Source organism: Kitasatospora sp. MY 5-36 (genome assembly GCF_001182915.1).
Classification (GTDB): Bacteria; Actinomycetota; Actinomycetes; order Streptomycetales; family Streptomycetaceae; genus Kitasatospora.
Genome location: NZ_LFVW01000106.1, coordinates 1 through 24,987 on the forward strand (window position 1 = coordinate 1; position 24,987 = coordinate 24,987).

Consider the following 24,987-nt stretch of genomic DNA (forward strand, 5'->3'; position numbering starts at 1 on the left):
GAGCCGACGGCGGGGACCGCCCGGGGCGGCGGGCTGCCGTGCCTGCTCCCGGACTCCTGCGACCTTCAACTCGCCTCCGCCACCGTGACCTTCGGTTCGGCCTCGGCGCAGACCGTGGAGTTCGGCGTGGCCTCCTTCGCCTCCCCCGAGGCCGCCGCCCGCGCCTTCGACCACACGCTCGACCGGACGGCCGGCACCGACCCGGCGGCGGCCGTCCCGCGGATCGGCGACCAGAGCGCCGTCCGCGTCCAGGGCTCCTCGTCGGCGGTGGCACTGGCCAGGGTCGGCAGCGTGCTGCTCGTCGTGCGCGAGGAGGGGTCGGGCGACCAGCTCACCGGGCCCGCGTTCACCGGCCTCGCCGAGCTGGTCGCCGAGCGTGCCCGGCAGGCGCAGGAGGGCCGCACGCCCGATGCCGCCGCGGACGGCGCGAGCAGCTGACGGTCCGGTCCCGTCGAGGCGGTCCGGGACGGCCGGTTGCCGCCCGTCCCGGACCGCGGACCCGAGCGGGGAGCCGGGCGACAACGGGGACCAGGGGCCAGGGAGCACCGGAGGCGCCGGGGGGAGCGCCACCAGGGCCGTCGCCCGAATGCGTGTATCGCTCTCTTGACTGGCGTCACCGAAGCGCCATACTGGCCTCACTCCCCGCTCGCACAACGAGGTGCCCGCCCATGGAGCTCTCACCCTCGGCGCACGTGGACACGTTCTGTCGAGACCACCTCCCGCCCTTCGAGCATTGGCCCGAACTCCTCTTCGAACTGCCGGAGTTGGCCTACCCCGACCGCCTGAACTGCGCCGCCGCCCTACTCGACGACACCATCGAACGCCTCGGCCCGGACCGCCGCTGCCTGCTCACCCCCACCGGGAGCTGGACCTACGGCGAACTGCGCGGCCACACCGACCGGATCGCCCGCCTGCTGACCGAGGACCTCGGCCTCGTCCCCGGCAACCGGGTCCTGCTGCGCGGTCCCAACACCCCCTGGCTGGCCGCCTGTTGGCTCGGCGTCCTGAAGGCCGGCGGGGTGGCCGTCACCACCATGCCACTGCTGCGCGCCGCCGAGCTGACCGAGCTCACCGGCATCGCCCGGCCCGCCCTCGCCCTGTGCGACCACCGCTTCCTGGACGAGCTGGACCGGGCCAGGACCCCCGGCCTGCGCGTCCTGCCCTACGGCGGCCCCGGCCCCGAGGACCTCACCGCCCGCTGCGCCGCCAAGCCCGCCGGCTTCCCCGCCGTCCCGACCGCCGCCGACGACGTCGCGCTGATCGCCTTCACCTCCGGCACCACCGGCCGCCCCAAGGCCACCCTGCACTTCCACCGCGACGTGCTCGCCATCGCCGACACCTTCTCCCGCCACCTGCTCCGCCCCACCCCCGAGGACCTCTTCACCGGCACCCCGCCGCTCGGCTTCACCTTCGGCCTCGGCGGCCTGCTGGTCTTCCCGCTGCGGGCGGGCGCCGCCGGCCTGCTGCTGGAGCAGGCCACCCCCGAGCAGCTCGCCGAACAGGTCCGCCGGCACCGGGTGAGCGTGCTGTTCACCGCGCCGACCGCCTACCGGGCGATCCTGGCCGCCGGGCTGGCCGACCGGCTGGCCGGGGTGCGGCACTGCGTCTCGGCGGGCGAGCCGCTGCCCGCCGCCGTCTGGCAGGCCTTCCACACGGCCACCGGACAGCGGCTGATCGACGGCATCGGCGCCACCGAGCTGCTGCACGTGTTCGTCTCGGCCGCCGGCCAGGACATCCGCCCCGGCTCCACCGGCCGGCCCGTCCCCGGCTTCCGGGCCGCGGTCCTGGACGGGCAGGGCCGCCCGGTGCCGGACGGCGAGCCCGGGATGCTCGCCGTCAAGGGCCCGACCGGCTGCCGCTACCTGGACGACGAGCGCCAGCTGGACTACGTCCGCGGCGGCTGGAACCTCACCGGCGACACCTACGTCCGGGACGGCGACGGCTACTTCTGGTTCCGGGCCCGCAACGACGACATGATCGTCTCCTCCGGCTACAACATCGCCGGGCCCGAGGTGGAACAGGCGCTCGCCGCCCACCCCGACGTGGCCGACTGCGCGGTGGTCGGCGCGCCGGACGAGCGGCGCGGCGCGGTGGTCAAGGCGTACGTGGTGCTGCGCGCGGGCGTACCGGCCGGGCCGGAGACGGCCCACGCGCTCCAGGAGCACGTCAAGCGCGCCATCGCGCCCTACAAGTACCCGCGGGCGGTCGAGTTCGTGCCCGAGCTGCCGCGCACCGCGACCGGCAAGCTGCACCGCGCCGAGCTGCGCCGACGGGCCGCGCTGACCCCGGCCAGCGTCACCGTCGAGCGCCGGGTGGAGTGGTCCGACACCGACGCCGCCGGGCACTACCACTTCTCCGCCGTACAGCGCTGGGCCGAGGCGGCGGAGGCGGCCCTGCTGCGCCGGCTCGGGCTCGCCGAACTGTTCGGGCGGATACCCCGGGTGCACTTCGAGGCCGACTACCGCGAACGGCTCTGGTTCGGCGACCTCGTCCGCACCGAACTGCGGGTCGTCCGGGTCGGCGGCTCCTCCCTGCACTACGCCTTCGAGGTGCACGGCCCGCACGGACTGGCCGCGAGCGGGCGGATGTCGGTGGTGCACGCCGCGCCGCAGGACGGGGGCTCCCAGCCGTGGCCCGCGCAGGTCCGCCGCACGCTGGCCGAGGCGGGGCCGCAGCGGCCCGAGGTGCTCGCATGAGCACGGCACCGGACCGCGCGGGCCGACCGGACGCGGCTCCGCGGGCGGTGCGCCGGATCGCGGTGATCGGCGCCGGCCCCGGCGGGCTCTACTTCGCCGCCCTGGCCAAGCAGCTGGCACCCGACCGGGACATCACCGTCTTCGAACGGGACGGCCGGGACGACGAGTTCGGCTTCGGCGTGGTCTTCTCCGACGAGACCCTGGACGGCATCGCCCGGGCCGACCCGCTCGTCTTCGCCGCGATCAGCGCCGAGTTCGCCCGCTGGAGCGACATCGACATCCGCTACGCGGGCGAGGTCCGCACCAGCGGCGGCCACGGCTTCGCCGCCCTGGACCGCAACCGGCTGCGCGCCGTCCTCCGACAGCGCTGCGCCGAGCTGGCGGTGGACGTGCGCTACCGCACCCCGGCGCCGCCCGTCGACCGGCTGGCCGCCGAGTACGACCTGGTGGTGGCCGCCGACGGAATCCGCTCCGGCACCCGGGCCGCCCACCCCGAGAGCTTCCGCCCCGACCTGGACGAACGCCACTGCCGCTACATGTGGCTCGCCACCGACAAGGTCTTCGAGGCCTTCACCTTCATCGTCGAGCGGTACGACTTCGGCGTCCTCCAGGTGCACGCCTACCCGTACAGCGCCACCCGCTCGACCTTCATCGTCGAGGCGGCCGCGGACGCCTGGCACCGCGCCGGCTTCGAGGCCCTGGCCGCACGGGAGTCGGCGCGCGGCGAGAGCGACCTGGCGAGCGTGCGGCGCTGCGCCGAGCTGCTCGCCGGGCACCTGGACGGCCACCGGCTGATCCCCAACGCCTCCCGCTGGATCCGCTTCACCACGGTCCGGAACGCGAGCTGGCGCCACCGCAACGTGGTCCTGCTCGGCGACGCCGCGCACTCCGCGCACTTCTCGATCGGCTCCGGCACCAAGCTCGCCCTGGAGGACGCCCTCGCCCTGGCCGCCGCGCTGAGCGAACAGCCCACCCTGGACGCGGCGTTGGCCGGGTACGAGGCCGAGCGGCGCCCGGTGGTGGAGTCCACCCAGCGCGCCGCGCAGGCCAGCCTGGAATGGTTCGAGACCATCGGGCGGCGCACCGGGCAGGGGATCGACCGGTTCGCCTTCAACCTGCTCACCCGCAGCCGGCGGGTCACCTACGGCAACCTGCGGGCCCGCGACCCCGCCTTCGTGGACGCCGTGGACACCGCCTTCGGCGGCTCGCCCGGGGTGCCGCCGATGTTCCGGCCGCTGAAACTGGGCGCGCTGGAACTGCGCAACCGCGTCGTGGTGCCCCCGCTCGCCACCTTCACCTCCCCCGACGCGCTGCCCAGCGGCTTCGACCGCGCCCAACTGACCGGCCACGCGCTCGGCGGCGCGGGGCTGGTGATCGCCGGGATGACCGCGGTCAGCCCCGAGGGCCGGGCCACCGACCGCTGCCCGGGCCTGTGGGCCGACCACCAGGAGGCCGCCTGGCGCCGACTCGTCGACGCCGTACGGGCGGTGAGCGACACCCCGCTCGGCATCCAGCTCACCCACGCCGGCCGCCGGGGCGCGACCGCCGCCCCCGGACCGGACGGCGTCGGGCGCCCGCTCGCCGAGGGCTGGCCGCTGATCGCCCCCTCGGCCCTCCCCTGGGACACCGGCAGCCCGGTGCCGCACGAGGCGAACGACATCCAACTGACCGCCGTCACCGCGGACTTCGCGGCCGCCGCCGAGCGGGCCGCCCGGGCCGGCTTCGACGTGCTGGAGCTCCAGTTCGGCCACGGCCACCTGCTCTCCTCCTTCCTCTCCCCGCTCACCAACCGCCGCACCGACCGCTACGGCGGTCCGCTCGCCCACCGGCTGCGGCTGCCACTGGAGGTGCTGACGGCGGTGCGCGCCGTCTGGCCGGCCGGGCGGCCGCTGCTGGTGCGGATCTCGGCGAGCGACTGGGCGCCCGGCGGCACCACCGAGGAGGAGGCCGTGGCGATCGGCCGCGCGCTCGCCGGGGCCGGGGCGAACGCGCTGGACGTCTCCACCGGCGAGGTGGTGGCGCACCAGCGGCCGCCGTACGGGCGCGGCTACCAGACGCCGTTCGCCGAACTGGTCCGCGCCGCCACCGGCCTGCCGACCATCGCGGTCGGCGCCATCTCCGGGTTCGACGACGCGGACTCCGTCCTGCTGGCCGGGCGGGCCGACCTGGTCGCGGTCGGCCGCGCCCACCTGTACGACCCGCTCTGGACGCTGCACGCCGCCGCCGAGCGGAACCACGCCGGGCCGGGCGCCCGCTGGCCCGAACCCTGGCGGGCCGGCAGCCGGAGGCCGCCCGGGCCGAACGCCGACCGGGTCGCCCCGCGCCTGCAGCTGCTGCGCGAGCCGCCCCCGCCCGTCCACCGCCGCTGGTCACCGGACCCTCCGTGAGCGGCCCCCGAGCCCCTCGAGAAGCCGTCGCGTTCCCCACCGCAGCCCCCGAGGAGGGACGAGGACCCATGCCCGACCTGCCCCGCTTCACCGCCGCCGCCGTCCAGGCCGCCCCGGTCTACCTGGACCCGGCCGCCACCGTCGACAAGGCCGTCGCGCTGATCCACGAGGCGGCCGGGCACGGCGCCGAACTGGTGGTCTTCCCCGAGGTCTTCGTGCCCGGCTACCCGTACTGGAACTGGACGATGAACCCGGTGCAGGGCTCGCCCTGGTACGACCGGCTGTACCGGGCCGCCGTGGACGTCCCCGGCCCGTACGTCGACACCCTGCGGGCCGCGGCCCGGCAGGCCGGCGTGGTGCTGGTGATCGGGGTCAACGAACGCGGCCGGCCCGGCCTCGGACCGCTGTACAACACCCTGCTGATCATCGGCGCGGACGGCGAACTGCTCGGCGTGCACCGCAAGCTGGTGCCGACCTGGGCCGAGAAGCTGACCTGGGGGCAGGGCGACGGCAGCACCCTCACGGTGCACCCCACCGCCGTCGGCCCGCTCGGCGCGCTGGCCTGCGGCGAGAACACCAACCCGCTGGCCCGCTTCACGCTGCTGGCCCAGGGCGAACTCGTCCACGCCGCCTGCTACATCGCGCTGCCGGTGGGCCCCGAGGACTACGACATGGCGGACTCCATCGCCCTGCGCACCGCCGCGCACTGCTTCGAGGGCAAGGTGTTCTCGGTCGTCTCCTGCTCCACCGTCTCCCCCGAGATCGTGGACCTGATCGCCGGCGACGACCCGCGGCTCCGCAAGCAGCTCGCCCGCCCGCACAGCGCCCTGTCCGGGATCTTCGGCCCGGACGGCCGTGCCGTCACCGAACCGCTGGTGGACGAGGAGGGCATCGTCTACGCCGAGATCGACCTCGGCCGCTGCGTCCAGCCCCGGCAGATGCACGACATCGTCGGCCACTACAACCGCTTCGACGTCTTCCGGCTGCACGTGGACAACCGCCCGCTGCGGCCGCTGGTGTTCCCCGAGGAGGAGGCATGACCAGCCCCGAACGCACCCCCGGCCACGACGGTCACGACGGTCGCGGAAGCCACGACGGTCACGACGACGACCGGATCGGCCGGGCCAGGGTCACCGAGAGCCCGGAACTGCTCGCCTACTACGAGGAGTTGGCCAAGTACCAGGCCGGCGCCCTGTGGACGGTCGCCAACGAGATCGAACCCTGGTACCCGCAGCCGAGGTCCGTCCCCGTGCTCTGGCGCTACGCCGACCTCCGCCCACTGGTGCACAAGGCCCTGCCCCTGGTGAAGGCCGACGACGCCGGGCGCCGGGTGGTGATGCTGGTGAACCCCGGCCGCCGCGAACTGAGCGCCGCCGTAGGCCTGTTGTACACCGGGCTGCAGATCATGGGCCCCGGCGAGGCGATGACGGCGCACCGCCACCAGGCCTCCGCACTGCGCTTCGTCCACGAGGGCACCGGCGCCTGGACCATCGTGGACGGGCAGAAGCTCAAGGTCGGCCCGCGCGACTTCGCGATCACCCCGAACAACACCTGGCACGAGCACGGCAACGAGGCCGACGACGCCCCGGTGATCTGGCAGGACGGCCTGGACATCCCGCTGGTCAACACCCTCGACGCCAACTTCTACGAGGTCCACCCGGAGCTGTACCAGCGGCCCGGGCCGGTCACCGACTCCTCGCTGCTCAGCTACGGCGGCAACCTGCTGCCGTACGGCGTCGAGAAGTGGACCCGCCCCTACTCGCCGCTGTTCGGCTGGCCCTGGGAGCCCAGCTACCACGCGCTCTGCCGACTCGCCCGCGCCACCGAGGGATCGCCCTTCGACGGCGTGGTCATGGAGTACACCAACCCGGTCACCGGTGGCCCGGTGATGCCGACCATGTCCGCCCACCTGCAACTGCTGCGACCGGGCCAGGCCACCCGCGCCCACCGGCACACCGGCTCGGTGGTGTACACCGCGGCCAAGGGGCAGGGCGTCTCGGTGATCGCCGGCCACCGCTTCGAGTGGCAGCGGGGGGACGTCTTCGTCGTCCCGTCCTGGGCCTGGCACGAGCACGCGAACCTCGACCAGGGCGAGGACGCCTGCCTGTTCTCCTTCAACGACTTCCCGGTGATGCACTCGCTCGGCCTCCACCGCGAAGAGGCCCACCCGGACGGGCAGCAGCCCACCACCACCGCCTGACCAGGAGCCCCACCGCCATGCACCTGTTGACCTTCCGAATCGCCGACCCCGCTGCCACCGCCGAAGCCGCAGCCGCCCCGCGCCTCGGCGCCCGGCTCGACGGCGACCGGGTCGCCGACCTGACCGCCCTGGCCTCCGCCGCCGGTGTTCGACTCCCGCCCGACCTCCTCGGGTTGATCCGTGCCGGGGAACCGGCCCTGGCCGTCGTCCGCGAGCTGCTCGCCGGCTCCCCGGCCACCAGGCCGCTCGCCGAGGTCTCGCTGTGCGCGCCGCTGCGCCCCGGCAAGATCGTCGGCGTCGGCCTCAACTACGTGGAGCACGTGGCCGAGTCGCACCGCACCCTGGACACCGACCGCGAACTCCCCGACCGCCCGGTGCTGTTCGGCAAGCCCTCGACCGCCGTCACCGGCCCGGGCGGGCCCATCCCGCACAACGCCGACCTCACCAAGCAGCTCGACTGGGAGTGCGAACTCGCCGTGGTGATCGGCGCGCCGGCCTTCCGGGTGGCCGAGGCGGAGGCGCTGCGGCACGTGTTCGGCTACAGCATCGTCAACGACATCAGCGCCCGCGACCAGCGCCGCTCCGGCCAGTGGTTCTTCTCCAAGGGCCAGGACGGCTACGCCCCCTTCGGCCCGGTCGTGGTGACCGCCGACGAGATCCCCGACCCGCAGCGGCTCGACCTCTCGCTGAAGGTCAACGGCGAGCCGCGGCAGGACTCCAACACCCGCCACATGCTGTTCGGCGTCGCCCGGCTGATCGCCGACATCTCCTCCGGCGTCACCCTGGAACCGGGTGACGTGATCGCCACCGGCTCCCCCTCCGGCGTCGGCGCCGGGATGGTGCCCCCGCGGTTCCTCCAGCCCGGCGACCTCGTCGAGGCCACCATCGAGCGGATCGGCACGCTCGCCAACCCCGTGGTCGACGCCCGCTGACCAGCCCCGACCGGAAAGGACCGTCCGCCCGATGACCACCTACCGGATCGGCCAGATCGTCCCGAGTTCCAACGTCACCATGGAGACCGAGGTCCCCGCCCTGCTGCGGGCCCGCGAGGCGGTCGCCCCCGAGCGGTTCACCTTCCACTCCAGCCGGATGCGGATGACCAGGGTCACCCCCGAGCAACTGCGCGCCATGGACGCCGAGTCCGACCGCTGCGCCGCCGAGCTCTCGGACGCCCGGGTGGACGTGCTCGGCTACGCCTGCCTGGTCGCGGTGATGGCCACCGGCCACGGCTACCACCGCGAGGCCGAGCGGCGGCTGCACCTGCGCACCATCCAGAACGGCGCCCCCGCGCCCGTGGTCACCAGCGCCGGCGCCCTGGTCGCCGGGCTGCACGAACTCGGGGCCGCCAAGGTCGCGATGGTCACCCCGTACCTGCGGCCGCTGGCCCGGACGGTGGTCGAGTACCTCGCCGCGGAGGGCATCGAGGTGCTCGACCACGCCGCCCTGGAGATCGCCGACAACCTCGACGTGGCCGCCCACGACCCGGCCCGGCTGCCCGCGATCGCCCGCGGGCTCGCCCACGCCGGGGCGGACGCCGTGGTGCTCTCGGCCTGCGTGCAGCTGCCCTCCCTGTCCGCCGTCGAGGAGGCCGAGCAGCAGCTCGGCAAGCCCGTGGTCTCGGCCGCCGTCTGCACCACCCACCAGCTGCTGCGGGCCCTCGGCCTGCCCGCCTTCGCCCCCGGGGCCGGGACCCTGCTCTCCGGCGCCTACGCGTAGCGGGCGGTAGCGGTACGCGCAGGAGGCGTCACCCGTAGCAGGTGTTCCGTGCGCTTCCCGCCGGATCGGCGCATCCGGCAAAGATCGGCAAGACCCTTCCGATGTCCCGCACCCTCGTTATGATCGCCACCAGTCGCCGGGGAGGAGGGCCCGCGCATGTCCGAGAACGCACCCCGGCCGAGCTCCCTGATCAACACCGTCTACGGCGAGTTCGTCCGCCGCCTCGGCGGCTGGATATCCATCGCCGACCTGATCGCCCTGCTGGCCGAGCTGGACGTCGACGGCCCGGCCGTCCGCTCGGCGACGTCCCGGCTGAAGAAGGCCGGCACCCTGCTCCAGGAGCGCCGCGGCGGAACCGGCTACCGGCTCGCCCCGGCGGTGGAGCCGGTCTTCGAGGAGGGCGACCGGCGGATCTTCCACAGCCTGGAGCCCGCCGCGCTCGCCGACGGCTGGGTGGTGGCGGTCTTCTCGGTGCCCGAGTCCGCCCGCGCCCACCGCCACCAGCTGCGCTCCCGGCTGAGCTGGCTCGGCTTCGGCAACGCCGCCCCCGGGGTCTGGCTGGCGCCCGCCCGGCTGCTGCCGGACGCCCGCCGACTGCTGGACCGGCTCGGGCTGAGCGCCTACGTCCACCTGTTCCTCTCCGCCGAGTACGCCGGCTTCGCCGATCTCCGGACGGCGGTGGCGAGTTGGTGGGACCTCCCGGCGATCGAGGCGCAGTACGCGGCCTTCGCCGACGCCTGGCACCCGGCCGCCGAGGAGCGGCGCGACCGGTCGCCGGTCGACCCGGCCGAGGCGTTCCGCGCCTACGTGCCGATGCTCACCCAGTGGCGCCGCCTGCCGTACCTGGACCCGGGGCTGCCCGCGCAGCTGCTGCCCGCCGACTGGAACGCGGTGCCGGCCCGCGCGGTGTTCACCGAGTTGCACGGACTGCTCGCCGAGCCCAGTCTTCGGTACGTCGAGAAGGTCACCGGGCTGTCCCGCCCCCCGGTGTGTCCGGCGATCCAGGAGCCGCAATGACCGACCCCGCCCCCGTCCCCGCCGACCTGCTGATCCGGGCCGCCGCCGTGCACACCCTGGTGCCCGGCGAGCCGCCCCGCCGGGCGGTGGCCGTCACCGGCGGCCGGATCACCGCCCTGTCCCCCGCGCCCGACGGCCTGGACGCCCTGGTCGGCCCGGCCACCGAGGTGGTGGACGCCCCGGGCTCGACGGTGCTGCCCGCCTTCGACGACACCCACACCCATCTGGTCATGGCCGGGCACAGCGTCCACGGCGTGCCCGTCCACCGGGCCCACGACCTGGCCGGGTTCCTCGCCCTGATCCGCGAGCGCGCCGCCCGCACCCCCGCCGGGGAGTGGATCCAGACCACGGTCAACTGGCAGGAGGTGCTGCTGGCCGAGCAACGGATGCCCACCACCCGGGAGTTGGACGCGGCCACCGCGGACCACCCGGTGCTGGTGCGCCGCGGCGCGTACAACATGGTGCTCAACTCGGCCGCGCTGCGGCTGGCCGGGATCACCGAGGCCACCGAGGCACCGCCCGGCGGTGTGATCGAGCGCGACCGGCACGGACGGCTCACCGGCCGGCTGGTCGACCGGGCGGTCGAGCCGGTCGAGCGGGTGCTGCCGCGCCCCACCCTCGCGGAGCGGATCGAGGGCCTGCGCGCCGCCTCCGCCGACTTCGCCGCCACCGGCATCGGCACCGTCCGCGACTGCCTGGTCCCGGTCGAGGACCTGGCGGTGCTGGACGCCGCGCGGGCAGGGGGCGCCCTGGCCGTCCGGGTCCGGGCGCTGGTCTCCGGCTTCGCCGCCCGCACGCCGGAGCAGGTGGACGCACTGCTGGAGCGGATGGACGCCTGGCGCTCCGCCGGCCGGGACGACGGCCGGCTGAGCCTGTGGGGCGTCAAGTTCGGCATCGACGGCGGTTTCGAGGCGGGCGCCGTGGAGGAGCCCTACCAGGGGCAGCCGTGCTACCACGGCCGGCTGCTCTGGGAGCCGGCCGAGCTGCTCGCGGCGGTGGACCGGGTGGTCGGGCGGGGCTGGCGGGTCGGCGTGCACGCCTGGGGCGACCGCGGGCTGCGGGTGCTGCTGGACGTCTTCGAGCAGGTGGCCGCGCGCCGCCCCGGCCTGCCGCCCGGCACCCTGGTGGTCGAGCACGGCGGCCTGGCCCGCCCCGGACAGCGGGCCCGGGCGATCGCCCTCGGCATCCCGGTGACGGTCCAGCACCCGCTGCTGCACGACGGCGCGCTCACCCAGCAGCGGGCCTGGGGCGAGGAGCGCACCGCCGCGCTCTTCCCGCTGCGCGAGTGGCTGGACGAGGGCGCGCTGATCACCGGGGGCTCGGACTTCCCGGTCGGCCCGTACGGCGCGATGGTGTCGGTCTGGGGCATGACCACCCGGGGCACCACGGCCGGGGTGGTCGGCCCGGAGCACGCGATCGGCCGGGCCGAGGCGGTCGCCCTGCACACCGTGAACGCGGCCCGGCTGACCGGCGAGAGCGCGGTACGCGGCAGCCTGCGGCCGGGGGCGTTCGCCGACCTCACGGTGTGGCCGGTCGATCCGCTGGACTGCCCGGTGGACGCGCTGCGCGACCTTCGCCCCACCCGTACGGTGGTCGACGGCCTTACCACGCACCGGAGTTGACTGGCCGTCAGGCCGCCGCGAGCTCCCGCAGGTCGATGCCGCGGTGCAGCGCGCGCAGGTCCTCGTGCAGCATGGACGGCGGAACGGCGAGCACCCCGCACCGGGCCCGGGCCAGGCACTGCCGGGTGACCGAGCGGCGCGTCAGCCCTCGCAGCCTGACCCGCAGGCCGCCCTGCTCGCCGGTGCTGACCACCAGCAGGTCGCCCGGACGGTCGGCGAGCCCGGTCAGCACCGTGGCGGCATCGCCGCGCACGACCAGCGGCCGCACCGGCACGCCGATCGGCAGACCGCCGAAGGCCTGCTCCAGCGCGCTCGTCATCCGCGCCTCGGCGAGTTCCTGCCAGGCGCGCAGCAGCGGCGGGCACGGCCGGGCCCGGTAGTTGCGCTCGCCGCCGACCGGCGTCCAGGCGAGCACCGGCACCAGCACCGCCTGCCGGACCCGGGCCTCCTCGGCCGCCCGATGCAGGGCGGTCAGGCTGTGCAGGGAGCCGCTGACTCCGACGATGACGCGGGCGCCGTCCGACATGATCCTTCGCTTTCCGATGTCAAAACTCTTCAATGTCTGCGATTAGGTTGCCACACTCCCAATTTAGCCTGCAAATCGAAGGCATTAACTGAATATCACCGTGCATCGCTCGGTATACCCATGCCCTGGGCGCAATATTCGAGCACCTGTTCGAATCAGGGCGTACGCTGACCCCATGCACGGCACCGTCCACCTCCAGCCCTCGCTGTTCGACGACACCGACCGCGGCGGCGTCCGCCTCGGCCCGCTCGACGGCCTGCGACGGCAGCCGCTCGGCGACGGCGCCTGGCTGGACCTGCTCCCGGGCTGGCTGCACGGGGCCGACGAGCTGTTCGAACAGCTGGCCGCCACCGTGCCCTGGCGCGCCGAACGCCGCGAGATGTACGAGCGGACGGTCGACGTCCCGCGCCTGCTGGCCTCCTACCCGGCGCACGCCGAACCGCCGCACCCGGTGCTCGGCCTGGCCCGGGCCGCCCTGAGCGACCACTACGCCCGGGAGCTGGGCGAGCCGTTCCGCACCCTCGGACTCTGCTACTACCGGGACGGCCGGGACAGCGTGGCCTGGCACGGTGACCGGATCGGGCGCGGCGCCCGCGAGGACACCATGGTGGCGATCCTCTCCGTCGGCGAGCCGCGCACCCTGGCGCTGCGGCCCCGGTCCGGCGGCACGACCGTCGTCCGCCACCCGCTCGGCCACGGGGACCTGGTGGTGATGGGCGGCTCCTGCCAGCGCACCTGGGAACACGCGATCCCCAAGACCGCCCGCCCGGTGGGCCCGCGGATCAGCGTCCAGTTCCGGCCGCACGGGGTGTCCTAGGCATCGTCGTCGGGGACGCCCGCTTGCCGCGCACCCGCCGGGCGCGGAGGCTGACGGGTGGGGCCGTTGCTCCGGGCACCGGACGCCGGGCGCCGGACACCGGGCCCGCCAGGAGGACCGCATGCCGAAGCCGGGCAACTACCGCCCCGGGGTCCCGTGCTGGGTCGTGCTCACCACGCCGGACACCGCACGGGCGCAGGCCTTCTACGGCGCGCTGTTCGACTGGGAGTTCGTCCCGACCGGCCCCGCCGAGGCGGTGGCCACCCGGTACGGCGCCCAGGTCGCGGCCGTCGAACGGGCCCGGCCGAGCGACCCGCCCGCCTGGACCACCTTCCTCGCCTGCCCCGACCCGCTGCGCACCGCCGCCGCCGTCCGGGCCGCCGGCGGCCGCCTCGCCCGCGAACCGTACGAGGTGCCCGAGCAGGGCCGCGCCGCGCTCGCCGTCGACCCGCTCGGTGCCCACTTCGGGCTCTGGCGGGCCGGCACCATCGACGGCGCCGGACTGGTCGACGAACCGGGCGCGTTCGCCTGGAACGAGCACCTCTCCCCCGACCCCGACGCCGCGCGGGCCTTCTACCGCCGGGTCGTCGGCTACAGCTACGACCGGCCGCGGGCGGGCCACACCCTCGCCCGGGTCGCCGGTCGGCCCGCGTGCAGCATCGGCCCCTTCGGCCCCTCCAGCCCCTCCGGCCCGGGCGCCGGTCCGGAGGGAGGCGCACGCTGGCTGGTCCACTTCGCGACCGAGGACACCGACCGCGCGGCCGACCGGCTGCGCGCCCTCGGCGGCACCGTCGTCACCGGTCCGGTGCCGGGGCCGTTCGGCCGCACCGCGCTGGTCCGGGACGACGCCGGCGCGGAGTTCGTGCTGGTCGCCGTCCCCGCCCGCGACTCCGCGGCCGCGGCCTGAGCCCGGGCCACCGACGCTCCCGCCCCTCACCCGGGGAGCCGGCGAGGCCGCTGCCGTCCCGTCAACTTGCCTCTACGGCAAGAAGATTCAGTACGACCCCACCGCCCGAGGGCGGCCGGACCCGCCGACCCGGCTGTCCGTTGCGCCCGCTACCGTGCTGATATGAGTTCCTTCCTGCGCGCGTACCTGGTCGACCCCGCGGAGCTCCGCGCCCGCGTCGGCAGCGGCGACGACGGAGCGGTCGACGAGGCCCTCGCGTACTTCGGCCCGTCCCTGGACAGGTCCGACGAGCACTTCGCCGACGAGATCGCGCAGGGCGCCCCGACCGCCCTGGAGGCGCTGCGCGCCGTGGTGCACGGCGGGCCCTTCTCCGGGAACGAGGACCACGCCTTCCAGTACGGCTACGCGTACCGGCGGCTGTGCTGGCTGGTCGGGCAGCCCCTGGAGGTCGACTCCTTCGGCCCGTTCCGGGGCAACTGGCTGGAGGTGGTCGACGACGGTCTGAAGGCGTACGGGATCACCGCCGTCTCGGTCGCGGACTTCCAGTACGGCGGCGGCCTTCCCACCGGACTGCCCTTCTGCGCGGTGCCGTCCTGCGGCACCTGGTCGGCCGGGGACTGCGGGCAGGCGCTGGACCGGTTCGACCGGGCCGGGCGCGAGGGCCGCGCCCCGGTGCCGGAGCGCGAGGTGGCCGAGGCCGTCGCGGAGGTCGTCGGCTGGCTGCGGATCGCACGGAGCCGGAAGGGCACCGACATCGTCGGCTTCGTCTCCTGAACCGGTGTCGGCGCCCACGCCCGGAGCGCCCACCCTCACGTACGACAGGGAGTCCCGCACGACGACGGGACTCCCGGCCGCTCCGCACGCGCGGGCGATCAGTCCTTCACCGCACCGGCCAACCCGGAGACCAGCTTGCGCTGCACCGCGATGAAGAAGATCAGCACCGGCACGGTCATCAGCGTGGACGCCGCCATGATGCCGCCCCAGTCGTTCTCGTCCGGCTTGAAGAAGACCAGCAGCGCCGAGGGCAGCGTCTGGTTCTGGGTGGCGCTGATGATGAAGGTCTTGGCGAAGACGAAGTCGTTCCACGCCGCGATGAAGGAGAACACGCTGGTCGCGGCGAGGCCCGGCGCCACCAGCGGCAGCAGGATCCGCCACAGGATGCGGGTCCGGCCCGCCCCGTCGATCTGCGCCGCCTCCTCGATCGAGACCGGGACGGCCGCGACGAAGCCGCGCATCATCCAGATCCCGAACGGCAGCGAGAACGCCAGCTGCACCAGGACCAGCGAGGCCAGGGTGTTCAGCCCGATGCCCGGGGCGAACCGTCCGGCGTCGCGGAACATGAAGAACAGCGGGATGGTCAGCGCCTCGACCGGGATCATCTGGGCGATCAGGAACATCACCATGATGGTGGTGCGGAACTTGAACCGGAACCTGGTCACGGCCACCGCCGCCAGGAAGACCACGATCGCCGACAGCACCACCACCGACAGCGCGACCACCAGGCTGTTCCCGAAGTAGCGGGCGAAGCCGTCCACGCTGAGCACCTGACGGAAGCTCTCCAGCGTGGGGTGGGCGGTCCACGGCCTGGGGTCGAGCGACTGGATCTCGCCCTTGGGCTTGAAGGCCGAGAGCACCATCCAGAAGATCGGGAAGGCGGTGACCACGGCCAGCACGATCGCGCCGCTGTTGGCGGCCAGCCGCCACCGGCCGCGGGTGTTCCGACCCCGGGTGTTCCGGGGGCCGCCGGTGTTCCGGGGGCCGCTCCCGTCCTGGGGGCCGCCGGTGTTCCGGGCCGGCTTCACGGCCGGGGAGTTCGCCGGGGAGTTCGCCGGGCTCACAGTTCGTTCCCCGTCCGTCGCAGGGTGCGGATGTACAGGACCGTCGGGATCACCAGGATCAGCAGCATGATCACGCCGATCGCCGCGCCCAGCCCGTACTGCGAGGAGGCGAACGCCTTCTGGTACGCGTACACGTTGAGCACGAGGTTCTGGCCGGCGATGCCGCCGCCCTCGGTCATCACATAGATCTGGGTGAAGACTTTGAAGTCCCAGATCACCGACTGGATCACCACGATGGTCAGGATCGGGCGCAGCATCGGTGCGGTGATCCGGCGGAAGGTGGTCCAGGTGTTGGCGCCGTCCAGGGCGGCCGCCTCCATGATCTCCTCCGGGATGGCCCGGATGCCCGCGTAGAGGGTGACCATCACGAACGGGTAGGAGTGCCACACCACCACGGCGCCGACGATCAGGAACGCCGTCCACTTGTCGTAGAACCAGTTGAACTCGTGGAAGCCGGAGAGTCCGAGCCCCTCCAGGGTGTGGTTGACCAGGCCGAGGTTGGTGTCGAACAGGAAGCTCCACACCGTCGAACCGGTCATCGCCGGCGCCGCCCAGGCGGCCATCGCCGCGGTGGTCAGCACCAGCCGGGGCCACCGGCCGACCTTGGTGAGCAGCACCGCGAGGGTGGCGCCGACGGCCAGGGTGGCGACCACGCAGAACGCCGCGAAGCCGATGGTCTGGAACAGCACCGTCCAGAACTGCTCGTCCTCGAGGATCTTCGAGTAGTTGCCGAAGCCGACGAAGGAGGTCGGGGCGCCGCCCGAGGCCTGGGCCTGCCCGAAGTCCAGTACGGACAGCAGGCCGAGCTGGTAGATCGGGTAGGCGACCAGCGGGATCAGGATGACCGCGGCCGGCAGGAGCAGCAGCAGCGGGGGCCGCCGGCGCCGGCCGCCCGGGGGTGCGGCCGGCGCCCTTCCCCCACGGCGCCTCTGCGGGGAAGGCGGCGCCGGGGCGGTCGAGGTGGATACGGACACGTGCGGGACCTGCTCTCTGAGACGAACCGGGAGGGGGGCCGTCCGTACGCGGCCGGGGGCCGGCGGTGCGGCGCCGGTGGCTCGGTGCCGGCGGCGGTGACTCGGTACCGGCAGCGCCGGTGACTCGCTGCCGGCGGCGGTGACGGTGGCGGTGACTCACATGCCGGCGGCGGCGGTCGTGGCGCGCCCCCGCCGCCGGCGGTCGGCCGTCAGTGCGCGGCGAAGGCCGAGGAGACCTGCGCGGCCGCGTCGCCCGAGGCCTTGGCCACGTCCGCCTTGCCGGTGACGACCTGCTGGAGCATCGTCGGGATCACCGCCTGGGCGTCGATCTGCGCCCACGCCTGGTCGAGCGGGACGAACCTGGTGCCGGCCGCGATGGTGTCGGTGAAGGGCTTCAGGAACGCGTCCTTCGCCGCGACCTTGCCGCTGACGGACTTGAGCGTCGGCAGGTTGCCCATCGCGTCGTACATCTGCTCCTGGTACGCGGGGCTCGCCAGCAGCTCGGCGAACTCGACGGCCAGCGTGCGGTGCTTGGCCGCCTTCATCACGCCCAGGTTGTTGCCGCCGGCGAAGGCCGGGGCGATCGATCCGGGCTTCTCGCCGGGCAGCGGCACCACGCCGTACTTGCCCTTGACCGCGCCCGCGTCCACCTTGCCGCGGTTGGAGTTGAGCAGCACCGCCATCGCCGACTTGCCGGCCGCGAACAGGTCGACGGTCTTGCCGCCGGTCAGGTCCGCGCACTGCTGGGCGGGGCAGCCGTCCGCGCCGAAGAGGTCGGTGTAGCGCTTGATCCCGGCCTGCGAGGCGGGCGAGTTGATCGCCGCCTTGAACGCGGCGCCGTCCTTGGTGGCGATGTCGCCGCCCGCGTCCCAGACGAAGGGCAGCGCGGCGAAGGTGTACTTGCCGCCGACGGCGATGCCGAAGGTGTCCGGGTGGGCGGCGTGGATCTTCTGGTTGGCGGCGACCAGTTCGGCGTACGAGGTCGGCGGGGTGAGGCCGGCCTCGGTGAACAGGTCGGTGCGGTAGTACAGCGCGCGCACGCCGACCCACCAGGGCAGGCCGTAGGTCTTGCCGTCCACCACGGCGGTCTTGGCGATCGCCGGGTCGAGGTCGCCCTTGTCCTGCCACGTGTCCAGCTCGGTGGTGATGTCGGCGAGGCCGCCGGCGGCGACGTAGCCGGGCAGGTCGGTGTTGCCGAACTCGACCAGGTCGGGGGCGCTGTTCGGGTCGTTGAACGCGCCCTTCATCTTGGCCGCGCGGGCCGAGGCGTCGGTGTCGATGTAGCTGACGTTGACGGTGACGCCCTGGTGGGAGGCCTGGAAGTCGGTCACGGCCTTGGCGATCACGGCCTCCTTGGCCGCGTTGCCCGCCTCGTTGTACAGCCAGACCTGCAGCGTGCCGGTCCGGTCGTCGGCGGCCTTGTCGCTCGCCGGCGAGGCGGTGCCGGGGGCACAGGCGGTGGCGGCCAGGCAGCCGGCGGCGAGCACGACGGCTGCGGCGGTCCGTTCGATGAGTCGCATGGTGGAGACCTCCCCTCCCGACAGCTGCCGCCGAGACGTCCGCCGCGGGGACGGGCACGTCGAAGCAGGCCCTGACCGGGGCCGATGGTGGGTGAAGTGGTGGGGGTACGGCAGGGCGCAGCGCTCGGGTGGGGCGACGTCGCCTGCTCGATGGCAGGGACGTTAGGCGGGGGCGATCGGCGCCAACAAGGGGGAGTTGGGGAAAGTTTTGCACTGCACAACGTTGTATCGAAGATGAGGCGATCCCGTCACGACCGGGTACGTTCTGACAACCGCCGCCGACCTGCGGGGGAACACCGGCAGAACGACACAGGGAACGGACCCATGACGGAGACGGCGCCCAAGAAACCCGCGACCGAACGCAACCAGTCCTCCTCGCTGCGCCGCGCGCTCGCCGTCCTCGGCTACGTCCGCGACCACGGCGACGGGCGCGGCGTGCCGCTCGCCCAGCTCGCCGACGGGCTCGGCCTGAACAAGAGCACCGTGCTGCGGCTGGCCGGCCCCCTGCTGGACGAGCACCTCCTCGACCGGGACCGCGAGACCGGCTGGTTCCGGCTCGGCCACGGCTCCCTGCGGCTCGGCCAGGCCTACCTGACCACCCTCGACCTGCGCAGCGTCGCCGCCGAACACCTGCGCCGGCTCCAGCGCGAGGCGGGCGAGACCGTCCACCTGACCGTCTGGCAGGCCCCCGGGATCGTCTACCTGGACAAGGTCGAGGACGAGACCAACGTCCGGATGGCCTCCCGGGTCGGCAGCCGGGCCCCCGCCTACTGCACCGCCACCGGAAAGGCGATCCTCGCCTGGCTGCCCGAGGAGGCCGTCGCCGAGGTGGTCGCGGCCGGACTGCGCCCGGTGACCGCCTGGACCATCGCCGACGAGCCCCGGCTCCGCGCCGACCTCGCCCGCATCCGCGCCCGCGGTTACTCGATCGACGACCGCGAGAACGAGCCCGAGGTCCGCTGCGTCGCCGCCCCGATCTTCGACCACACCGGCGAGGTGACCGCCGCCCTGTCCGTCTCCGGCCTCACCTCACGGATGACCGCCGCCCGGGTCCGCGCCCTCGGCCCGGTGGTCGCCCAGGTCGGCCTGCGGATCTCCCGCGAGCTGGGCTCCGACCGCCAGCCGTCCTGAGAACGCCCCGTCCCGAGAACGCCTCGCCCCGAGAACGCCCCGTCCTGAACGGTCGTCCGGCGGTCACCCTGTTCCCGGAAACGCGAACAGGGCCCGGCGCCGAACGAACGGCACCGGACCCTGTCCGACTCTGGAGCGCCAGGCCCGGGTCGCACGGACTCTTCCTACTGAAAGTAGGACGTGCTCTGGTAGCACCACTGACGCCTGACGAGGAATCCCTCCCTCGCGACGAGAAGTACAGTACCAGCTCCGTGATCATCCACCGAACCGGAGGGGAACCCCGCATGACGAGCGCTCGACCCGAGGCCGGTCCGCCTGCCGCCCCGACTGCCGCTCCGTACGCGGAAGGGCGGCTGATGGACGTCCACCTCCCGGCCGCCGGCACCGCCGGACCGGCTCCCGTCGTGCTGCTCTGGCACGGCAACGGCCCGAACGAGCGTGACGTGCTGCGGCCGCTGGCCCGGGAGGCCGCCGGGCTGGGGCTGCTGGTGCTCGTCCCGGACTGGAGCTCCGAGCAGCCGGACCGCGGCGGCGCCGAACTGCTCGCCTCGCTGGCCCAGGCCCGCCGGATCGCCGCCGAGCACGGCGGGGACCCGGCCCGCTTCGTGCTGGCCGGCTGGTCGATGGGCGGCCGCGAGGCGATAGCCGTGGCCACCCACCCGGACACCCCCGCCGAGCTACGGCCCGTCGCCGCCGTCGGCATCGCCTCGCACTACTCGACCACGGCCGTCACCACCGGCGAGGCCCCGCTCGAGCACCTGACCGCCGGCCCGTCCCCCGTCCCGCTCTGGCTGGTCCACGGCACAGCGGACGGGATCGTGGACATCGAGCACACCCGGCGGTTGAGCGCTGCTCTTACAAAGCAGATGTCGGCGGTACGGACCCTCGAACTGCCCACCGACCACGCCGGCGTGGTGATGACCGCCTACAGCCCCGAGGCCGGCCGCTGCCTTCCGGCCACCGACGCCGACACCCTGGCCGCCGGCCGGCGGACCGCCGCCGTCCTCGCCGAGGCGGCCGGGCCGGCCTGACGTCAAGCCGGCCTGACCTCAGGTCCCCGCCGCCGGCTCCCGCAGCCCGCCACCGCGCTCCAGGGCCTCCAGCTCGCGCTGCAGCGGTGGACGCGGGACGGCCAGGACCGGGCAGGCGGCGTGCCGGACGCAGTAGGCGGTGACCGAGGGGTGCACCAGTCGGGCGAGGCGGCCGCGCTCCCGTCCGGCGCCGAGGACGAGCAGGTCACCGGGCCGGTCCGCGCACCGCACCAGCGTGTGGCCGGTGTCGCCGCGGACGGCCTGGCAGCGCAGCCGGACACCCGCGTGGCGTCCGGCGAAGGCCTCGTCGAGGGCCTGCCGCAGCCGGGCCACGGCGGCGTCGCGGCCGGCCTCGATCACCGGCGGGCACGGGGTTCGGCGGTAGCCGAGTTCGTCACCGGGCGGGGTCCAGCAGAGCACCGCGAGCACCTCGACGTCCGAGCGACGGGCCTCGGCCACCGCGCGGTGCAGTGCGGCGAGGCTGCCCAACGAGCCACTGATGCCGACCACGATCCGGCCCCCGTCCGCACCACTGTCCGTCATGGCCCGCCCTGCCTCTCCGTCCGCCCGCGCGCCCGGGTGCCCTCGCACCGGGCCGGACCGGACCGCGCCGATTCCACCCCAGCAAAGCGGCCCGCGCCCGTACGGCCACGGGCCGTTGACGCGGCTCTGACGCGGAGCCCGCCCTTCCGTACGCGTCCCTGATGCGGCACGGGCGGAAGCTGGCTCAGGCTTGCGGCGGGCTCGGGCTTGCGGCGGGCTCGGACCTGCGGCGGGCTCGGGCTCAGGAGGGCTCGGGCTCAGGAGGGCCCGGGCTCAGGAGGGCCCGGGCTCAGGAGGGCTCCGGCTGCTCCGCCTCCCAGAGGTCCGCGAACATCCGGTCCAGGTGCTCCTCCCCGATCGGCGGGACCGGCAGCGGGTGGGTCGCCTGGGCGCGGAAGCCGTCGAGCAGCAGGGCGAGGTAGCGGCGCCAGAGGTCGGGGCGCAGCTCGGTGGCGGCCGGCAGGGCGCGGCAGAGCGGGCCGAGCAGGAAGAGCAGGTCCATGGTGACGACGTCGCGGCGCATGGTGCCCTGCTCCTGGGCGCGGGCGATCAGGGCGCCGACGGTGGCGGCGTGCCCGCGGCTGATCTCGATCATCCCGGGGATGGTCGGGATGGCCTGGGTGACCAGGTCGTTGATGCCCCGGTCGGCGGCGACCAGTTCGAAGATCCGCCCGAAGTACCGTTCGAGGCCGCTCCAGGCGTCCGCGTCGGCGAGCGCCTCCTCGCCCGCGGCGGCCAGGCCGCCCCCGGCGTCCGCGAACACCTCACCGATCAGCGCCTCGCGGGTCGGGAAGTGCCGGTAGAGGGTGGCGTTGCCGACGCCCGCCTCCTTGGCGATCTGGTCCAGCGGCACGTCCAGGCCGTGCCGGGAGAACATGTCGCGGGCGGCGGCGAGCAAAAGGTCGCGGTTGCGCTGCGCGTCACGCCGGAGCCGCCCCGGGGGGTTCGCGCTGCTCGGTGGTGCCATGCCCCCGACCCTAGCAAGCGGCGGGCGGATCCACCCCGTCCCGCCTCCGCCCCCGTCGGCCCGCTCAACTACCCTGTGGGGTTCGCGAGATGGACGGTACGCGGGCGTAGCACGGCACGCCGGCGCGAAGGGGGAGCAGGACGATGGCCACGGTGACGGAACTGCGGTACTACCCGGTGAAGGGCTGCGCGGGGGTGGCGGCCGCGCAGGCGGAGCTCACCCGGGCCGGGCTGGCCCACGACCGGGCGTTCATGGTGGTGGACGAGGAGGGCGTGTTCCGCTCCCAGCGCCGGGACCCGGTGCTGGCCACCGTCCGCCCGACGGTGGCGGAGGACGGCCGTTCGCTGACCCTGGCCGCCCCGGGGACGGAGCCGGTGTCGGTCCCGGTGGACACCGGGGGCCCGCGCCGCGAGGTGCGGCTGTTCGGCGCGCCGTTCTTCGGCATCGACCAGGGCGAGGAGGCTGCCGACTGGCTCTCCGGGGTGCTGGGCGCGCGCAGCCGACTGGTCCGGGTGCCGCCGGAGCACGACCGGGTGACCGACGGGCTGGTCCCGGGCACCTCAGGCTACGCGGACAGCTGCGCCGTGCACCTGGTGTCGCACTCCTCGCTGGAGTACTTCAACGAGCTCTCCGGCACTCCGCCACTGCCGATGGACCGGTTCCGCCCGAACGTGGTGGTGGACGGCTGGTCCGAACCGCACACCGAGGACCTGGCCCGCCGGATCGAGGTGGGCGGGGCCGAACTGGGCTACGCCAAGCTCGCGATCCGCTGCGCGGTGACGATGGTGGACCAGTCCCACGGCACCAAGGCGGGCCCGGAGCCGCTGCGCACGCTGGCCCGGTACCGCCGGGCGGCGGCGGGCGGGGTGGCGTTCGGCAGCAAGTTCGCGGTGCTGCGGCCCGGCACACTGCGGGTGGGGGACGAGCTGGCGGTGGGCGCCTGGGGGCCGTCCGAGCTCTGAGCCCGGGGGCGGCCGTAGCTACTACGGCTACGGTTACGGCCGCACGGCGGTGACCTCGGCGGGGAAGCCAGCCGAGGCCACCGTCGTGTCGGAGCGTCCGGGGACGGCCCCGGGGTGATCAGCGGACGGTCAGCAGGTCTGGTCGATCAGCGAGAACGTGGCGTAGTGGTCGCCGGTGTAGTAGTCCTCCTGGCTGGCCTGCCCGGTCACGATCCGGCGGGCGCCGCGGGTCGGGGAGCCCGGGGTGATGACGGTGTACTCGTGGTAGTAGCCGTAGGACTCGCTGGGCAGGACGCCCTCCCGGTTCTGGAAGACCACCCCGTCCTGGGAGTAGGGGAACGGTCCGCCGGAGGCGATCAGGTTGAGGGTGTCGGTGGCCTGCGACGGGAGGGCGGAGAGGCAGACCGAGCCGCTCACGTCGGCGTGCGCCTCGGTGGCGACGGCGACCGGGGCGAGGGTCATCAGGGCGACGGCGGTGACGGCGGCGGCGCGGGTCTTCCACGCGCGTAGAGTGCGAGTCATGTCCACCAGTCTGACGAGACACCGTCAGCTCCGGAAGCCCTCAGAAAAACTATTAACCAGCGAGTAACTACCCTTTACCTACGAGGACTTGAGCCGTACGCCGAGCCTCGCACCCCTCCCCCGGAGCCGTCCGCGAAACGCCCACGAACCGCCCGTCCGGCGCAAGGGTCGACCGCCATCGAACTCATGTCGGAGCTGTCCCGACCGGACCGTGCCGCATAGAGTGCCGCCTAGCCGGACGGATCACGGCGGGGCCGGGACGACCGCCGGAACGACCGCCGGAGCAATCACCGGAACGATCGCCGGAACGACTCTGACGGGGTGGGCATGGGTACGGGCTCGGGCACGGCACTGACGGCCCACCAGCTGATCGGCCTGCTGGTCGATCCGGGCGGCTTCCGCGGCTGGGACAAGCCACCGGCCGTCGACCGGCCCGACCCCGGCTACCGCGCCTCCCTCGACCGCGCCCGCGAGCGCACCGGCCTGGACGAGGCCGTCCTCACCGGCGTCGGCTCGATCGACGGTCGGCCGGTCGCCCTCATCGCCTCCGAGTTCGGCTTCCTCGGCGGCTCGATCGGCGTCGCCACCGCCGAGCGGATCACCCGCGCCGTCGAGCGCGCCACCGCCGAGCGGCTGCCGCTGCTCGCCCTGCCGGTCTCCGGCGGGACGCGGATGCAGGAGGGCTCGGCGGCCTTCCTCTGCATGCTGCGGATCACCGCCGCCGTCCAGGCGCACCGCGCCGCCGGCCTCCCCTACCTCACCTACCTGCGCAACCCCACCATGGGCGGGGTCTTCGCCTCCTGGGGAACGCTCGGACAGCTGGTCCTCGCCGAGCCCGGCGCCCGGCTCGGCTTCCTCGGCCCGCGCGTGTACGAGGAGCTGCGCGGCGTGGAACTGCCGCCGGACGTCCAGCGGGCCGAGACCCTCGCCGGCCAGGGACTGGTGGACGCCGTCGTACCGCCGCAGGAGCTGCGCGAGCTGCTCCGCCGCACCCTCGCCGTCCTCGCCGCCGCACCGCCGTCCCCTACTACAGACCCCACCGCCTCTCCGTCCCCCGTGCCCGTCCGCACTCATGGGCACCCCGACGCCTGGGACTCCGTCCTCCGCACCCGGCGCCCCGACCGCCCGGGCACCCGCGAGCTGCTGCGGCACACCGCCGAGGAGCTGGTGCTGCTGGACGCCCCCGGCGGGCGCGGCGGCGCACTGGTCCGGGCGCTGGCCCTGCTCGGCGGCCGGCCCGTCCTGGTCGTCGGCCAGCAGCGGCAGACCCCCGAGCACGAACGCCCCTTCACCGCCGCCGACCTGCGGGCCGTACGGCGCACCGCGCGCCTGGCCGAGCAGCTCGGACTGCCGCTGGTCACCGTGGTGGACACGGCCGGTGCCGAGCTGTCCGCCCAGGCCGAGCTGGACGGCATCGCGGTGGAGATCGCCCACTGCCTGACCACCCTGCTCGCGCTGCGCACCCCCGTCCTGGCCGTGCTGCTCGGCCAGGGCTCGGGCGGCGGGGCGCTCGCCCTGCTCCCGGCGGACCGGGTGATCGCCGCCGAGCACGCCTGGCTGGCGCCGCTGCCGCCGGAGGGCGCCTCGGCGATCGTCCACCGGGACGGCGCG

At 74.4% G+C, this 24,987-nt stretch carries 22 protein-coding genes and 2 pseudogenes; 17 read left to right on the plus strand and 7 right to left on the minus strand.

What is annotated here, in order from left to right; genetic code table 11:
• The 10 genes and pseudogenes from AE652_RS08795 to AE652_RS08835 all read left to right on the plus strand — a co-directional run.
• Positions 1 to 438 (plus strand): hypothetical protein (locus AE652_RS08795; protein WP_049650645.1); only part of this gene is annotated, 438 nt, incomplete at its 5' end.
• A 230-nt stretch (positions 439 to 668) separates the two neighbouring features.
• A pseudogene (locus AE652_RS08800) lies at positions 669 to 2,276 on the plus strand (AMP-binding protein); the annotation flags it as partial.
• Positions 2,277 to 2,351: 75 nt separating this feature from the next.
• Positions 2,352 to 2,696 (plus strand): annotated as a pseudogene (locus AE652_RS47995) (acyl-CoA thioesterase); the annotation flags it as partial.
• Entirely contained in the window at positions 2,693 to 5,083 is a 2,391-nt protein-coding gene (locus tag AE652_RS08805) for an FAD-dependent monooxygenase (RefSeq protein ID WP_049650646.1), read from the plus strand. The pseudogene AE652_RS47995 and the gene AE652_RS08805, both read left to right, overlap by 4 nt.
• 68 nt (positions 5,084 to 5,151) lie before the next feature.
• Complete coding sequence (locus AE652_RS08810) at positions 5,152 to 6,123, plus strand: carbon-nitrogen hydrolase family protein (RefSeq protein WP_049650647.1); 972 nt, start codon at positions 5,152 to 5,154, stop codon at positions 6,121 to 6,123.
• A complete protein-coding gene (locus AE652_RS08815; RefSeq protein WP_082345514.1) occupies positions 6,120 to 7,283 on the plus strand; it encodes a cupin domain-containing protein in 1,164 nt (387 codons plus the stop codon). Before AE652_RS08810 ends, AE652_RS08815 begins: the two co-directional genes overlap by 4 nt.
• A gap of 17 nt (positions 7,284 to 7,300) precedes the next feature.
• Positions 7,301 to 8,215 (plus strand): fumarylacetoacetate hydrolase family protein, encoded by a 915-nt coding sequence (locus tag AE652_RS08820; protein WP_049650648.1) that lies wholly within the window; start codon positions 7,301 to 7,303, stop codon positions 8,213 to 8,215.
• A gap of 31 nt (positions 8,216 to 8,246) precedes the next feature.
• Positions 8,247 to 8,999 carry an Asp/Glu racemase gene (locus AE652_RS08825; RefSeq protein WP_049650649.1) on the plus strand — a complete coding sequence of 251 codons (753 nt, stop codon included), beginning with the start codon at positions 8,247 to 8,249 and terminating at the stop codon, positions 8,997 to 8,999.
• 156 nt (positions 9,000 to 9,155) lie between these two features.
• A complete protein-coding gene (locus AE652_RS08830) occupies positions 9,156 to 10,016 on the plus strand; it encodes a PaaX family transcriptional regulator C-terminal domain-containing protein (RefSeq protein ID WP_049650650.1) in 861 nt (286 codons plus the stop codon).
• A complete protein-coding gene (locus AE652_RS08835; RefSeq protein ID WP_049650651.1) occupies positions 10,013 to 11,638 on the plus strand; it encodes an amidohydrolase in 1,626 nt (541 codons plus the stop codon). Before AE652_RS08830 ends, AE652_RS08835 begins: the two co-directional genes overlap by 4 nt.
• A gap of 7 nt (positions 11,639 to 11,645) precedes the next feature.
• On the opposite strand, the gene AE652_RS08840 is transcribed toward AE652_RS08835, so the two are convergent.
• Positions 11,646 to 12,164: a universal stress protein gene (locus AE652_RS08840; RefSeq protein ID WP_049650652.1), complete on the minus strand. Its 519-nt coding sequence runs from the start codon at positions 12,162 to 12,164 to the stop codon at positions 11,646 to 11,648.
• A 175-nt stretch (positions 12,165 to 12,339) separates the two neighbouring features.
• Between AE652_RS08840 and AE652_RS08845 the strand changes: the two genes are divergently transcribed.
• The 3 genes from AE652_RS08845 (at position 12,340) to AE652_RS08855 (ending at position 14,662) form a co-directional block, all read left to right on the plus strand.
• A complete protein-coding gene (locus AE652_RS08845) occupies positions 12,340 to 12,981 on the plus strand; it encodes an alpha-ketoglutarate-dependent dioxygenase AlkB (protein WP_049650653.1) in 642 nt (213 codons plus the stop codon).
• Positions 12,982 to 13,102: 121 nt separating this feature from the next.
• Positions 13,103 to 13,888: a VOC family protein gene (locus AE652_RS08850; RefSeq protein WP_049650654.1), complete on the plus strand. Its 786-nt coding sequence runs from the start codon at positions 13,103 to 13,105 to the stop codon at positions 13,886 to 13,888.
• A 162-nt stretch (positions 13,889 to 14,050) separates the two neighbouring features.
• Entirely contained in the window at positions 14,051 to 14,662 is a 612-nt protein-coding gene (locus tag AE652_RS08855; RefSeq protein ID WP_049650655.1) for a hypothetical protein, read from the plus strand.
• A 98-nt stretch (positions 14,663 to 14,760) separates the two neighbouring features.
• On the opposite strand, the gene AE652_RS08860 is transcribed toward AE652_RS08855, so the two are convergent.
• From AE652_RS08860 to AE652_RS08870, 3 genes are all read right to left on the minus strand, one after another.
• Positions 14,761 to 15,585, minus strand: a complete 825-nt coding sequence (locus AE652_RS08860) for a carbohydrate ABC transporter permease (RefSeq protein WP_049650666.1) — start codon at positions 15,583 to 15,585, stop codon at positions 14,761 to 14,763.
• Between the two features lie 137 nt (positions 15,586 to 15,722).
• A complete protein-coding gene (locus AE652_RS08865; protein ID WP_049650656.1) occupies positions 15,723 to 16,700 on the minus strand; it encodes a carbohydrate ABC transporter permease in 978 nt (325 codons plus the stop codon).
• A gap of 209 nt (positions 16,701 to 16,909) precedes the next feature.
• Entirely contained in the window at positions 16,910 to 18,220 is a 1,311-nt protein-coding gene (locus tag AE652_RS08870) for an extracellular solute-binding protein (RefSeq protein ID WP_049650657.1), read from the minus strand.
• 324 nt (positions 18,221 to 18,544) lie between these two features.
• Here AE652_RS08870 and AE652_RS08875 point away from each other — a divergent pair, with 324 nt between their 5' ends.
• On the plus strand, positions 18,545 to 19,351 hold the full coding sequence (locus tag AE652_RS08875; protein ID WP_049650658.1) for an IclR family transcriptional regulator: 807 nt from the start codon (positions 18,545 to 18,547) through the stop codon (positions 19,349 to 19,351).
• Positions 19,352 to 19,635: 284 nt separating this feature from the next.
• The gene (locus AE652_RS08880; protein WP_049650659.1) at positions 19,636 to 20,382 is read left to right on the plus strand and encodes a S9 family peptidase; all 747 of its coding nucleotides are present in this window, start codon (positions 19,636 to 19,638) and stop codon (positions 20,380 to 20,382) included.
• An 18-nt stretch (positions 20,383 to 20,400) separates the two neighbouring features.
• Here AE652_RS08880 and AE652_RS08885 read toward each other — a convergent pair whose 3' ends face one another.
• Both AE652_RS08885 and AE652_RS08890 read right to left on the minus strand, forming a co-directional pair.
• Positions 20,401 to 20,925: a universal stress protein gene (locus tag AE652_RS08885; RefSeq protein WP_049650660.1), complete on the minus strand. Its 525-nt coding sequence runs from the start codon at positions 20,923 to 20,925 to the stop codon at positions 20,401 to 20,403.
• 289 nt (positions 20,926 to 21,214) lie between these two features.
• Complete coding sequence (locus AE652_RS08890) at positions 21,215 to 21,892, minus strand: TetR/AcrR family transcriptional regulator (RefSeq protein WP_049650661.1); 678 nt, start codon at positions 21,890 to 21,892, stop codon at positions 21,215 to 21,217.
• 143 nt (positions 21,893 to 22,035) lie between these two features.
• Here AE652_RS08890 and AE652_RS08895 point away from each other — a divergent pair, with 143 nt between their 5' ends.
• Positions 22,036 to 22,854, plus strand: coding sequence for an MOSC domain-containing protein (locus tag AE652_RS08895; protein ID WP_049650662.1), 819 nt, complete (start codon positions 22,036 to 22,038; stop codon positions 22,852 to 22,854).
• 129 nt (positions 22,855 to 22,983) lie between these two features.
• Here the strand turns inward: AE652_RS08895 and AE652_RS08900 are convergent, their stop codons facing one another.
• Positions 22,984 to 23,316, minus strand: a complete 333-nt coding sequence (locus AE652_RS08900; protein WP_049650667.1) for a ribonuclease — start codon at positions 23,314 to 23,316, stop codon at positions 22,984 to 22,986.
• 387 nt (positions 23,317 to 23,703) lie between these two features.
• On the opposite strand from AE652_RS08900, the gene AE652_RS08905 reads away from it, so the two are divergent.
• The coding region (locus AE652_RS08905) for a carboxyl transferase domain-containing protein (RefSeq protein WP_049650663.1) at positions 23,704 to 24,987 on the plus strand (1,284 nt) is incomplete at its 3' end.